Source organism: Lentzea flava, assembly GCF_014648475.1.
GTDB lineage: Bacteria > Actinomycetota > Actinomycetes > Mycobacteriales > Pseudonocardiaceae > Lentzea > Lentzea flava.
The window spans coordinates 118,824-131,459 of sequence record NZ_BMRE01000005.1 but is presented as its reverse complement, the minus strand read 5'-3'; the positions used below and the strand labels follow the sequence as shown (position 1 = coordinate 131,459).

The window sequence follows — 12,636 nt, the reverse complement described above, 5'->3', positions numbered from 1 at the left end:
CCGTTCGAGTCGAACGGCGTCGAACAGCTCGGCGAACTAGTTGTACTGAGCCCGGCAGTGCTGTGGGCGGATCCTTTGTGGAGCCACGCTTTCCAGGGTCGGCGCAACGGGTGCGATGGTGCCGTCGCGGTTGAACCGCATCCTGTCGATCGTGGTCTCGCGGTGCATGCCGTCCCCGCCGGGGATGGCGAAGCGGTGGTACACGAGGTACCAGTCGTCGGTGCCGGGTACCTGCAGCATCGAGCTGTGGCCGGTGCCCAGCACGCCGAGCTTCGGCTCCTTCTGCAGAATCAGGCCGCGGTTGGTGAACGGGCCGAGCGGGCTCGGGGCCGTCGCGTAGCCGACGCGGTAGTTCTCGCTGCGGGTGTCGTCGATCGACCAGCTCAGGTAGTACGTGCCCGTGCGCTCGACCATGAACAGGCCCTCGCGGAAGTCGTCGAGCCCGGTGATCCGCGTCACGCGAGCCGGGTCGTACGACACCATGTCGGCGTTCAGCGGCACGACGTAGGCCTCACCGTTGCCCCAGTACAGGTACGGCTGGCCCGACTTGTCGATGAACACCGCCGGGTCGATCGCCTGGCCACCACCTGGGTTCTTCGCCACCAACGGCTTGCCGGAGTCCACGAACGGGCCCGTCGGCGAGTCCGACACCGCGACACCGATCTTCGCGTCGGCGCAGAAGTAGAAGTAGTACTTGCCGTCGCGCTCGGCGATCGTCGGCGCCCAGGCCCGGCTGTCCGCCCAGCTCACGTCCGGGCCGAGGTCGAGGATGACGCCCTCGTCCTTCCAGTCGACGAGGTTCTTCGACGACCACGCGGAGAACTTCGTGCCGCTCCAGCCGTCGAACCCGTCGGTGGTGGCGTAGATGTAGTAGGTGTCCCCGAACGCGATGATGTTCGGGTCGGCGTTCAGGCCCGGCAGCACGGGGCTGCGCATCTCGTGCGCCTCCACCGTCCACTCACGACGGTCGCCCGCGGAGTTCGTGACCACGAACTTCTTGGGCTTGCGCAGGTCGACGGTCCCGGTCGGAGTGATCTTCGAACCGGGCGCGAGACCGAACTTCGGCGCGAGCCTGCGCAGGTCCGTGCCGGGCTTGACCGGCAGCACCACCGTGTTCGCCGCCGAGTCGATCACCGCGGGCACCTTGAGCGATGCCAGCTCGACCGACGAGATCACCGTGCTGTTCGACGGCAGCGCGGCGACCTCCGCACCCGACAGGGCGCGGTTGTAGAGCCGGACGTCCTTCATCCTGCCGATCAGCGTCTTGTCCGCGGCGTAGACCGAGCGGCCCAGGTAGTTCGCCGCCGTCACGCCACCGCCGAGGTCCGACGGCTTGATCGTCACGTTGCTGTTGCGCGCGACCTCGGCACCATCCAGGTACAGCACCTCGACACCGTTGCCGATGGTCAGCGTGACGTTCTTCCAGACACCACGCGGCAACGCACGACCGGAGTTCGCGACCTGCTCGGTCGTCCAGTTGCCGGATGCGATCGCACCGCGATAGGTGTCACCGGTGCTGAACAGGTAGCCGTTGCCGACCCCGTCCTTGGCGGTGTTGCCGAACCCGTAGAGGAAGTACGGCGTCTGCTGCCCCGGATCCACCAGCACGTCCGCGGACATCGTGATCGCCGAGGCGCCGGTCAGCATGTTGTTCGGCAGCTGGACGTGCCCGCCGTTCAACGACAACGCCCCGCCGGACCAGGAGGTGTTGCCCGCGAGCACGCCGTCGTAGCCGTGGCCCGTGGCGTCCGCCGCGACCTGGCCGGACGTGGCGTTGAGCGGCCAGTGCGCGACGAGGCCCTTCGAGTCCGCCTTGACCGGTGCCGGGGGAGCGGTCAGCCGGTTCAGCTCGGCCTGCGTCACCGGCAGCACCGTGCCGTGGCGCGGGGAGGCGGGCAACCGGGCACCGGTGGACATCGTCCACTTGCCGGACGCGAGGTCGGTCGTCTCGAACGGCACGTAGCCGCGGCCGCCGAACTCGTCGATGAACAGGTACCACTTGTTCTCGGTGTTGGACTTGAAGCCCGTCGGCCCCTCACCCGCGGAGAGCCCGGGGCTGGTCGCGGTCGCCTTGCCGATGCACTCCGCCACGAAGTCGTACCTGGGGTTGAGCAGGTCGGTCGACTTCTCCGCGGTGATGAACTTGCTGCACGGCGTGGACGACGTGTTGTTCCGCTCGTCCTTGGTGTAGCGGTAGTACGTGCCCTTGTCCTCGATGATCGTCGAGTCGATCACGGAGTAACCGGGGTCGATCCACACCTTCGCCGGGCTGAACGTCACGAAGTCACGCGTCGTCGCGTACATCATGCGGTTGTAGCTGTCGCCGGTGTGGTTGGGGTCGTTCTCCGCGTACAGCTTCGACGCCCAGTAGACGACGTACGTGCCGCGCTTGGCGTCCCAGAAGGCTTCCGGCGCCCACGTGTTGCCCGCGGTGGGCGGCGACACCTGGACGCTGCGCTGGCGCGACCAGTTCTTCAGGTCCGTCGACTCCCAGACCATGATCGACCGGCTGCCGGTGCGCTGCGCCGCGTCCCAGCCACGCCCGCCGTTGATCTTCAGGTCGGTGGCGAGCAGGAAGAACTTGTCGCCCTCCGGGGAGCGGAGGATGAACGGGTCGCGCACGCCCAGCTCACCGAGGCTGGACTTGAGGATCGGCTGGCCGTTGTTCAGCTCCGTCCAGTCGAGGGGGTTGTTGCCGTTGCTGGCGGCGGCGTAGATCTGCTCGCCGATCGGGCTGCCCTCACCGGTGAAGTAGAAGAAGCTGTAGCCCGCCAACGGTTCCTTGGCCGGCATCGGCGCGACCGTCGCCGTCAGCTTCTTCGTCGTGCTCTGGAAACCGCGGCTCACCTTGGCCGTCAGCACGACCTTGACCGGCTTGGCGCCGGTCGCGGGCCGGGTGACCTCACCGGTCGGGGTGATCACGGACCGGTTCGACGACGTCCACGTGATCGTGGTGTCGCCGGAACCGGTGGTGGGCAGGGTCAGGTGTCCGCGCACGTCCTCGATGTTCGGCACGGACAACGCCTCGGCGGCGCTCTTCACCACGGATTCGGCGGCGTTGGCGGGAACAGGGACCAACGCGGCCGTCACCGCGAGAACGACGCCGAGGCGGCGCAGGGATAACAACATCGTTGTTGCTGCCTTCCGATTTGCAGGGGGTGTCAGGCCCTTCTCTTGGTCCACACGTCGTAGGCAACCGCCGCGAGCAGGACCAGTCCCTTCACGAGCATCACGCGCTCACTGGGAGCGCCGATCAGCGACATCCCGTTGTTGATCACGCCCATGATCAGGCCGCCGGTGATCGCGCCGACGACCTTGCCGACGCCGCCCTGCACGGCGGCACCGCCGATGAAGGCCGCCGCGATGGCGTCGAGCTCGAACGCCGTGCCCGCGGTCGGGCCGGCCTGGTTGAGCCGTCCGGCGAAGATGACGCCGGCGAGCGCGGCCAGCGCGCCCATGTTCACGAACACCCAGAACGTGACGGCCTTGACCTTCACACCCGACAGGGTGGCGGCCTGCAGGTTGCCGCCGATCGAGTAGATGTGCCGGCCGAACACGGAGTTGTTCGCCATCAACGAGTAACCGAGCGCCAGCGCGGCGAGCAGTACCAGCACCCACGGCAGGTTGCGGAACCGCGCCAGCTGCACCACGACGGCCATCACGACGACGCCGACACCGACGATCTTGAGCACGAACAGCGGCATCGGGTCGACGGACTGGCCGTAGCCCAGGCGGGCGGCCCGCTTGCGCCACTGCGACAACGCGAACCCGGCGACGAACAGCAGGCCGGCCAGCAGGCTCACCAGGTCGGCGCCGCCCAGCGGACCGAGGCCGACGTTGCCGAGGTAGCCGCCGGTGAAACCGTTGGAGAGCGAGCGGATCTCGTCCGGGAACGGCCCGATGCCCTGGTTGCCCAGCGTCGTGAGGGTCAGCGCGCGGAACACCAGCATGCCCGCCAGCGTCACGATGAACGCGGGAATGCCGAAGTACGCGATCCAATATCCCTGCGCGGCACCGATGAGCGCGCCGGCCAGCAGCGTCAGCAGCACGGCCACCGGCCACGGCAGTCCCCAGTGGACGGTCAGCACCGCGCAGATCGCGCCCGTCAGCGCCACCGTCGAGCCCACCGACAGGTCGATGTGCCCGCCGATGATCACCAGGATCATGCCGATCGCGAGGATCAGCACGTAGGAGTTCTGGACGATGATGTTCGAGATGTTCTGCGGCTGCAGCAGGGCACCGTCGGTCAGGAACGCGAAGAGCACCACGATGAGTGCGAACGCGACGTAGATGCCGGACTGCCGCAGGTTGATGGAGAGCCGGCTCTGGGGAGCCGTCGGTGCGGCGGCCGCAGTGGGCGCGGTCTTCGTGGTCATGAGTTCTGTCCTCGGGTCATGTACTGCATCAGGCGTTCCTGCGTCGCCTCGGCCCGGTCCACCTCTCCGGTGATCCGGCCCTCGGACAACGCGTAGATCCGGTCGCACAGGCCGAGCAGCTCCGGCAGCTCTGAGGAGATCACGAGCACGGCCCTGCCCTGCGCGGCGAGATCGTTGATGATCGAGTAGATCTCGTACTTCGCGCCGACGTCGATGCCGCGCGTCGGCTCGTCGAGGATCAGCACGTCCGGGTCGGTGAACATCCACTTCGCCAGCACGACCTTCTGCTGGTTGCCACCGGAGAGCGTGCCGACCTGCGTCGACACCGAGGGCGTGCGGATGCCCATCGAGCGGCGGAACCGTTCCGCGACCGAGAACTCCTCGTTCTCGTTCACCCAGCCGTTCTTCGCCAGCTTGCCCAGCGCGGCGGCGGAGACGTTGCGCTGCACGCCCTCGATGAGGTTGAGGCCGTAGCGCTTGCGGTCCTCGCTGACGTACGCGAGCCCGTTGCGGATGGCGGCCTGCACGGTCCTGGTGTCGATCTCCTGGCCGTCCTTCACGACCCGGCCGGAGATGCCGACCCCGTACGAGCGGCCGAACACGCTCATCGCGAGCTCGGTGCGCCCCGCGCCCATCAGCCCGGCGAGACCGACGATCTCCCCGCGCCGCAACGTGAGCGTGGCGCGGTCGACGAGCACGCGGTCGGGCTGGGCCGGGCTGTGCACCGTCCAGTCCTCGATGCGCAGGACCTCGTCACCGATGTCGGGGGTGCGCGGCGGGAACCGGTGCTCCAAGTCGCGGCCGACCATGCCCGCGATGATCCGCTCCTCGCTGAGTCCCTGTGCCGGAAGCGTTTCGATGGTCTTGCCGTCGCGCAGCACCGTGACGGTGTCGGCGATCCTGGTGACCTCGTTGAGCTTGTGCGAGATGATCACCGAGGTGATGCCCTCGTCGCGCAGCCCGTCCAGCAGGTCGAGCAGGTGCTGCGAGTCGTCGTCGTTCAACGCCGCCGTCGGCTCGTCCAGGATCAGCAGCTTGACCTCTTTGGACAGTGCCTTGGCGATCTCGACCAGCTGCTGCTTGCCGACACCGAGGTCGTTGACCGGCGTGGTGGGGTTCTCGCGGAGACCGACGCGATCGAGCAGCGCCTGCGCCTCGTGGTTGGTGCGGTTCCAGTCGATGAACCCGCGCCGCGCTCTTTCGTTGCCCAGGAACAGGTTCTCCGCCACCGAGAGCTGGCCGCACAGCGCCAGCTCCTGGTGGATGATCACGATGCCGCGCCGCTCGCTGTCGCGCACGCCGTGGAACGCACACGGCTCGCCGTCGAAGACGATCTCGCCTTCGTACGTGCCGTGCGGGTGAACGCCCGACAGCACCTTCATCAGCGTGGACTTGCCCGCGCCGTTCTCTCCGCAGATCGCGTGGATCTCACCGCGCCGCACGCTCAACGTGACGTCGTGCAGCGCGGTGACCCCTGCGAACCTCTTGGTGATGCCGCGCATCACCAGGATTTCGTCAGACACGTTTTCTCACTTGAGCTGGTCGGCGGTGTAGTAACCGGTGTCGATCAGCTCTTTCTTGTAGTTGGCCTTGTCGACCGGGACGGGCTGCAGCAGGTACGACGGGACGACCTTGACGCCGTTGTCGTAGTCCTTGGTGTTGTTCACCTCGGGCTTGCCGCCCTTGAGCACGGCGTCGGCCATCGTCACGGTGACCTCGGCGAGCTTGCGGGTGTCCTTGTGGATCGTGGAGTACTGCTCACCGGCGATGATCGACTTCACCGAGGCGACCTCGGCGTCCTGACCGGTCACGATCGGGTAGGCCTGACCGGCGGCGCCGTAGCCACCGCTCTTGAGCGCGGACAGGATGCCGATCGAGATGCCGTCGTACGGGGAGAGGACGCCGTCGACCTTCGCACCACCGTAGGTCGAGGTGAGGATGTCCTCCATGCGCTTCTGCGCGGTGGCCGGGTCCCAGCGCAGGATCGCGACGGTCTTGAAGTCCTTCTGGCCGGACTTCACGACGAGCTTGCCCTGGTCGATGAGCGGCTGCAGCACCGACATCGCGCCGTTGAAGAAGAACGTGGCGTTGTTGTCGTCCGGCGAGCCCGCGAACAGCTCGATGTTGAACGGACCCTCACCGCGCGTCTTCAGGCCGGCGAGCAGCGAGTTCGCCTGCTCCACACCGACCTTGAAGTTGTCGAACGTCGCGTAGTAGTCGACGTTCGGGCTCTGCCGGATCAGCCGGTCGTAGGCGATCACCGGGATCTTGGCGTCCGCGGCCTGCTGCAGCTGCGACGTGATCGCGGTGCCGTCGATCGAGGCGACGATCAGGAGCTTGGCGCCCTTGGTGATCTGGTTCTCGATCTGGTTCGCCTGGGTGGGGATGTCGTTCTCGGCGTACTGCAGATCGACCTTGTAGCCCTTGCCTTCCAGGGCCTTCTTGATGTTGTCGCCGTCGTGGATCCACCGTTCCGACGACCGGGTCGGCATGGTCACGCCCACGAGCGCGCCCTCGTTCGAGCCGCCTTGCTTGTCGATGGTCTTCTCCGCCGAACCGCAGGCTGTCAGCGTGAGAACCAGCGCGGCGGCGGCGATGTGCGGGAGCCTCATAGGCGGCGAGTGTTATCGCTAACAATCTTTCCGTCAAGGTCTTGTTAACTCCGAGACCAAATTGATGTTAGCGCTCACAGGGCGGAACCGGTTTCACCTGCACGGACCTGGGCCGACCTGCGCGGACGTGGGTGGTGTCGCCGCGACAAGGGCCGCGGCGACACCGAGCGGTCACGCGCCGGCGCCGCTCCTGATGGCGTTGATCATGCCCTGCTGGGTGATCGCGAGACTCCGCCGGTCGATCAGCCCGAACCCGTACTGGCCGGTGTAGCCGTTGTCCCAGTAGACGGGGGCTGCCCCGTACTTCTTGGCGGTGGCCGCGACGGCTCGCACGTAGTCCGCGCGGTACCGCGGGTTCGTGGAGTCGGCGAACGCCTTGTCGATCGCGCCGTACTCACCGACGACCACCGGGTATCCCTGCCTGACGAACTTGTCGTACATCTTCTTCAGCTGCCCGTCGAGAAAGTCCTCCTGGCCCCAGGTCGACTTCCTCGACGCGTCGGTCGAGCCCCGGCCCCACTGCGTGATCCTGGTGCTCTCCTCGCCCGTGAAGTCCCACGGGTCGTAGTAGTGGACCGAGATCATGATGCGCTTCTCGCTGCTGGGGATCGAGGGGGAGCGGTACCGGTCGGTCGGCAGCACGAAGCCGTAGTCGCCTGCCGTGTAGTCGATGTTGGTGTTCCAGCCGGGGACGAGCAGCCACCGGGACGGGTTGTTGCCGCCCGCCCTGCGCACGGTGTCCACGAAGATCTGGTTGTAGCTGTTGATGTTCGAGTAGCACGGCTGGGTCGGCCGGCCCCACTGGCCGTCGAAGTTCTCGTTCATCGACTCGAGGATCAGGCGCTGGTCGTAGTTCGCGAACCTGGTCGCGATCTGCTGCCACACCTTCTGGTACTTGGCCCTGATCTCCGTCTGGTTCTGCGCGTCGCAGATCAGCCAGGCGCCGTAGATGGTCTTGTAGCCGTCGCCGTGCATGTTGATCAGCACGTACAGGCCGCGGTTGTAGGCGTAGTCGACGACTTCCTGGATCCGGTTCAGCCAGCCGGCGTTGATCGTGTAGTTCGGGCCGGAGCCGATGTGGTTCAGGTACGAGACCGGAATCCGGATGGTCTTGAACCCGGCGGCCTTCACCTTGTCGATGAGAGCCTGCGTGACGGTCGGCTGGCCCCACGCCGTCTCGCTCGGGACGCCACCCGAGTTGGCCTCCAGCTGGTTGCCCAGGTTCCAGCCGGCGCCCATGTCGGCGACGATCTGCGCCGCGGTGGCCGCCGATGCCTGGTTCGCCGGGCCGGTCACGGCCGTGGCGACTGTCAGCAGGACGGTCAGCGCAATGCCGCTGAACCTTCGTTTTCCGGGAGTCATGGCGCTCCTCTCTCTTCAGCGGCGGGGTTTGTACCGACGTTTCAGAAAGCGCTTTCCGGGCTTAAGGTAGGGCGGGGTGTCAGAGGTGGTCAAGCTTTCAACGGATTGTGCGCAGTCGAATTCGCGCGCGTTCGACGATCGGGTCCACGGCGACCGGAACCCCTTTTCCCGGCCGGATCGCAGGTCGCGCGAATAGTTGGAGCGGATTCTTCGGCAGGGATTTGTCGAATCGACAGTCGAACGAAACCCGCGCGTTCTCGCGAACGCGCGGGCCGGGGGAGAAACGGTTCAGATTCGCAGACCGCGGCGCAACGCCTCCAGCTCGTCGGCGAACATCCTGCGGGTGATCTCCGCACTCTCGACGAAGGAGGACCCGTGGAACGTGGCGGGGTAGTGGCGCAGCTCGGTCGGCACGCCGGCGTGGGCGAGCCGCCGGGCGTACTCGATGCCCTCGTCGCGCAGCGGGTCGTACTGGCAGGTGGTCACGAACGCCGGTGGCAGACCCGCCAGGTCGGTGGCGCGGGCGGGTGCGGCGTAGGGCGAGACGTCGTCGCCGCCCGGCTCGGTGCCGAGGTAGCTGGTCCAGCTGAAGATGGCGTTGGGCCGGTTCCACAGCGGGGTGTCGACGTAGTCGCGCATCGACTCCGTGTCGAGGCGGTCGTCCAGCTCGGGAATGCCGAGGTACTGGAAGCAGAGCTCGGGACCGCCGCGATCACGGGCCAGCAGCACGGTCCCGGCGGTGAGCCCGCCACCGGCGCTCTCGCCTCCGATGCCGAGGCGCTTCGGGTCGATGCCCAGTTCGTCGGCCTTCGCCGCGACCCACTGCAGCGCGGCGTAGCAGTCCTCGACCGGTGTCGGGAACGGGTGCTCGGGCGCCAGCCGGTAGTCGACCGACACGATGACGATGCCCAGCTCGTCGGCGAGCCGCAGGACGTGCGGGTGGAACATGTCCAGGTCGCCGAGAACGAACCCGCCGCCGTGGAGGTAGACCAGTCCGGGCACGGCTTCGGTCCGGTTCGCCGGGGTGTAGATGCGCACCGGCACGTCGGGCGCGTCGGACGGGCCGGGGACGGCGGTGTCGCGGACGTCGACCGGGTTCGCCGGCTCGTAGGCGGGCACGAGGTCGCTCAGCTGGGAACGCTGGGCGCGCGCGGCCACGAGGGCGTCGTAGTCCTGCAACACCACTGACGGCAGCATGTCGAGCCAGGGCAGCAGTTCGGGGTCGATGGCGTAGCTCATGACCTGATCCTCGGCTCGGGGTGGCGGGGCGGGCAGCCGACACGTGGCGGGCAATCACGGCACCGGACCCGCCACGTGTCTGGGGTTATGGTGGCGGGATGAGAGGCCTGCTGCTGAGGTTGTCCGCGCTGGACGCCGACGCCGAGAACGCGGTGCGGGTGATCGGGTTCTTCGATCGCCTCATCACCGAGCGCGCGGGCCTCGACACGCTGGTGCGCAGCACGGCCGAGCTCGCCGGGTGCCCGGTGGGTCTTTCCGCGCCCGGCCAGGGGCTCGCGCTGCGGGCCGACTCGGGTGCCGCCGTCACGGCGGGGCCGGTGCCGAGGCGGGCCGCGGTGCGGTCGCTCGAGGGTGGTGTGGAGGTCTGGGTCGCGCGCGAGGGCACGCCCGCGCCGCTGGACGACATGTTGCTGGAACGCTTCGCGATCGCCGCCGCCGTGCTGCTCGACCACTCCAGCGTCCCCCTGCCCGAACTCGGCGATCCCGCGCTCGTCGAACTGGTTCTCTCGCACGGCGTCGGCACCGCGGAACGGTCCCGCGCCCTGCACCTGCTCGGCATCGCGGCGACGAGCCCGTTGCGGGTGCTCGCCACCACCGGCGAGATCGAGGGGCGGTCGGCGTTGCTGGGCACCGTGCGGGCGGTGCTGGTCACGGAGGTTCCCGAGGCCGAGGGCAGGCTCGGGATCGGGCCGGTGGTGCCCGCCATCGACGCGGCCAAGTCGTGGCAGGCCGCGCGGACGGCGCTGCGGTACACATCGGACAGTCATCCGGTCGAGTGGTGGGAACGGCTCGGCGGCCTCGCGCTGATCGCCGAGCAGCTGGATCCCTCGGACATCGCGGCGTTGCCCGACGTGCGGGTGCTCGACCGGCTCGCCGCCGAACCGGACATGATCACGGCGCTGGACGCGCTCGCGGCGACCGGGTCGGTGCGCAAGGCTGCGACCGCGGTGCACCGGCACCACAGCACGATGACCGCACGGCTCGCCCGTGCCGAGTCGATGCTCGGGTTCGAGCTCGACTCGGCGTCCGGACGGTTCAGGCTGCACCTGGCGTTGATGCTGCGGCGGTTGCGGGACAACGCGGAGTGATCGCCTGGCGGTGCTGCCGCGCCTGCTTGGGCATGTTCCAGCCCAGCACGCCGACCACCTCGCCGCCGCGGTGATACCGCACCACGAAACGTCGTTCGGCCAGGCTTCCCTCCACAACGGACGCTTCCGGCCCGGCGAACCCGTGGACGTGGATCTTCGCGTCGAACTGGTCGGTCCAGAAGTACGGCACCGGCGTGTAGGGCTGGTCGGCGCCGAGGATGTTGGCCGCGACGGCGACGGCCTGCTCGGTGGCGTTCGTGCGGTTCTCCAGCCGCACCAGCCTGCCGAGCGTCTCGTGGTGCCAGCGGGCGACGTCGCCCACGGCCCAGATGCCGTCGGCGGCACGGCAGCGGGAGTCGCACACGACGCCGTTGCCGAGCACGAGTCCGCTGTTGGACAACCACTCGGTCGCCGGAGCGGAGCCGAACGCCACCACGACGAGGTCGGCGGGCAGCACGTCGCCGGTCTCCAGCAGCACGCCGTCGTCCTCGACGCCGGTGACGGCCGCGCCGAGGCGCAGGTCAACGCCCTGAGAGGTGTGCAGTTCGGCGAGCAGGCCGGCGACCACCGGTCCGAGCTGGAGCTCCATCGGGGCCTGCTGCGGACCGGCCAGGGTGACCGGGACGCCCATCTGCCGCGCGGTCGCGGCGATCTCGGCGCCCAGCACGCCGTCTCCGACGACGACCGCCCGCTTGCACTGCGGCAGGTCCGAGCGCAACGCCAGTGCGTCGTCGAGCGTCCGGAGTGTGCGCTGCCCCGGCAACGTGCGGGGGCGCAGACCCGTTGCCAGCACGACGTTCTCGGCCTCGAGCACGCGACCGGACGCGGTGTGCACGGCCCGTTCGGCGACGTCGAGGTGCACGGCCGGGTCGCCGAGCACGAACTCCGCGTCGAGAGCGGCGAGCGCTTCCGCCGGCCGGAGCTGGGCCTTCGCGGGTTCCCACGCGCCGGACAGGACCTGTTTGGACAGTGGCGGCCGGTCGTACGGCAGGTGCGGTTCGGCGCCGAGGATCGTCAGGCGGCCGGTGTAACCCTTGCGGCGCAACGCCTCGGCGGTCGCGAGACCCGCGGCGGAGGCACCGACGATCAGCGTCACGACGACACCGAGATCGCGGCGGCGGGGCACACGCTCGCCGCCTCCCGCACGAGCGGGTGGAGCTCGGCCGGCGGCTCCGCGTCGAGCAGCACCACGATGCCGTCCTCGTCGCGCTGGTCGAACACGTCCGGTGCGAGCAGCACGCACGTTCCGGCGCCGCAGCACTTGTCCTGGTCAACGGTGATCTTCACGGTGAAGCCTTCTCACGAGTCGGTGGTGATCGGCGCCAGCCACAGGCCGACGAGGGCGTCGACGAGGCCGGTCGCGGCGTCGTGCCAGCTGGCGCGCGGGGTGGGGGTGCCCTCGGCGAGCGCGCGCTCGCGTTCGGCGATCATGTGCACGAGCAGTTGCCGGGACATGTCGAACCGTTCGGCCCGCACGTCGTCCGGGAGGTGGCGCAGGCAGAGGTCCAGGCCCGCCAGGACGCGCACCATCGACGGTGACGACTGCGTCTCCTCGACGATGATCGGCTGCAGCGTCGGATCGGTCATGACCTGCGCGCCGAACCGGGCGAACCAGGTGGGGCTGCCCACCTCCGTCAGGTGGTCCGTGACCGGCCGCACCAGGCAGGACAGCCAGTCGCGCAGCTCCGTGCTGTCGCCGATCTCCGCGAGCATCTGCTGCCGGCGCTCCTCGATCTGCGCCAGGTGCTTGCGGGCGATGGCCCGCACGAGGTCGGCCTTGGTGCCGAAGTGGTAGCCGACGGCCGTGTTGTTGCCCTGCCCGGCGGCCTCGCTGACCTGCCGGTTCGAGACAGCCAGCACCCCGTGCTCGGCGAACAGGCGCTCGGCCGCGGTCAGGATCAGCTCGCGCGTGGCGTGCGCCCGCTCCGCCCGTGACGGGTTGTCGTCGACCTTGTTCAT

The 12,636-nt window shown here is 68.5% G+C and carries 10 protein-coding genes; 1 reads left to right on the top strand and 9 read right to left on the bottom strand.

The features are described 5' to 3' along the window. Positions 1–36 precede the first annotated feature (36 nt). The 6 genes from IEZ09_RS10030 to IEZ09_RS10005 all read right to left on the bottom strand — a co-directional run bounded on the left by IEZ09_RS10030 (position 37) and on the right by IEZ09_RS10005 (position 9,589). Positions 37–3,129: a family 43 glycosylhydrolase gene (locus tag IEZ09_RS10030; protein WP_189253350.1), complete on the bottom strand. Its 3,093-nt coding sequence runs from the start codon at positions 3,127–3,129 to the stop codon at positions 37–39. A gap of 32 nt (positions 3,130–3,161) precedes the next feature. After that, on the bottom strand, positions 3,162–4,376 hold the full coding sequence (gene mmsB, locus IEZ09_RS10025) for a multiple monosaccharide ABC transporter permease (protein ID WP_189253349.1): 1,215 nt from the start codon (positions 4,374–4,376) through the stop codon (positions 3,162–3,164). Next, positions 4,373–5,878: a multiple monosaccharide ABC transporter ATP-binding protein gene (gene mmsA / locus IEZ09_RS10020; RefSeq protein WP_301325606.1), complete on the bottom strand. Its 1,506-nt coding sequence runs from the start codon at positions 5,876–5,878 to the stop codon at positions 4,373–4,375. Before mmsA ends, mmsB begins: the two co-directional genes overlap by 4 nt. A gap of 27 nt (positions 5,879–5,905) precedes the next feature. Further along, the gene (gene chvE, locus IEZ09_RS10015; RefSeq protein ID WP_189253347.1) at positions 5,906–6,988 is read right to left on the bottom strand and encodes a multiple monosaccharide ABC transporter substrate-binding protein; all 1,083 of its coding nucleotides are present in this window, start codon (positions 6,986–6,988) and stop codon (positions 5,906–5,908) included. Between the two features lie 171 nt (positions 6,989–7,159). Beyond that, positions 7,160–8,350: a glycoside hydrolase family 5 protein gene (locus IEZ09_RS10010; protein WP_189253346.1), complete on the bottom strand. Its 1,191-nt coding sequence runs from the start codon at positions 8,348–8,350 to the stop codon at positions 7,160–7,162. 288 nt (positions 8,351–8,638) lie between these two features. Continuing rightward, positions 8,639–9,589 (bottom strand): alpha/beta hydrolase, encoded by a 951-nt coding sequence (locus IEZ09_RS10005; RefSeq protein ID WP_189253345.1) that lies wholly within the window; start codon positions 9,587–9,589, stop codon positions 8,639–8,641. Positions 9,590–9,687: 98 nt separating this feature from the next. Here IEZ09_RS10005 and IEZ09_RS10000 point away from each other — a divergent pair, with 98 nt between their 5' ends. After that, positions 9,688–10,677, top strand: a complete 990-nt coding sequence (locus tag IEZ09_RS10000) for a helix-turn-helix domain-containing protein (protein ID WP_189253344.1) — start codon at positions 9,688–9,690, stop codon at positions 10,675–10,677. On the opposite strand, the gene IEZ09_RS09995 is transcribed toward IEZ09_RS10000, so the two are convergent. Genes IEZ09_RS09995 through IEZ09_RS09985 form a run of 3 tightly spaced genes read right to left on the bottom strand, consistent with a single transcriptional unit; the run spans position 10,625 to position 12,636 of the window. After that, positions 10,625–11,764: an NAD(P)/FAD-dependent oxidoreductase gene (locus IEZ09_RS09995; protein ID WP_229812426.1), complete on the bottom strand. Its 1,140-nt coding sequence runs from the start codon at positions 11,762–11,764 to the stop codon at positions 10,625–10,627. The genes IEZ09_RS10000 and IEZ09_RS09995 overlap by 53 nt on opposite strands. A gap of 5 nt (positions 11,765–11,769) precedes the next feature. Beyond that, complete coding sequence (locus IEZ09_RS09990; RefSeq protein ID WP_189253342.1) at positions 11,770–11,964, bottom strand: ferredoxin; 195 nt, start codon at positions 11,962–11,964, stop codon at positions 11,770–11,772. Between the two features lie 12 nt (positions 11,965–11,976). Further along, the gene (locus tag IEZ09_RS09985) at positions 11,977–12,636 is read right to left on the bottom strand and encodes a TetR/AcrR family transcriptional regulator (protein ID WP_189253341.1); all 660 of its coding nucleotides are present in this window, start codon (positions 12,634–12,636) and stop codon (positions 11,977–11,979) included.

Coding starts and splice junctions, on each gene's coding strand:
- mmsA (WP_301325606.1), bottom strand. CDS start 5,878: ATGCGCGGCATCACCAAGAGGTTCGCAGGGGTCACCGCGCTGCACGAC.
- chvE (WP_189253347.1), bottom strand. CDS start 6,988: ATGAGGCTCCCGCACATCGCCGCCGCCGCGCTGGTTCTCACGCTGACA.
- mmsB (WP_189253349.1), bottom strand. CDS start 4,376: ATGACCACGAAGACCGCGCCCACTGCGGCCGCCGCACCGACGGCTCCC.
- IEZ09_RS10000 (WP_189253344.1), top strand. CDS start 9,688: ATGAGAGGCCTGCTGCTGAGGTTGTCCGCGCTGGACGCCGACGCCGAG.
- IEZ09_RS09985 (WP_189253341.1), bottom strand. CDS start 12,636: ATGAACAAGGTCGACGACAACCCGTCACGGGCGGAGCGGGCGCACGCC.
- IEZ09_RS10030 (WP_189253350.1), bottom strand. CDS start 3,129: ATGTTGTTATCCCTGCGCCGCCTCGGCGTCGTTCTCGCGGTGACGGCC.
- IEZ09_RS10005 (WP_189253345.1), bottom strand. CDS start 9,589: ATGAGCTACGCCATCGACCCCGAACTGCTGCCCTGGCTCGACATGCTG.
- IEZ09_RS10010 (WP_189253346.1), bottom strand. CDS start 8,350: ATGACTCCCGGAAAACGAAGGTTCAGCGGCATTGCGCTGACCGTCCTG.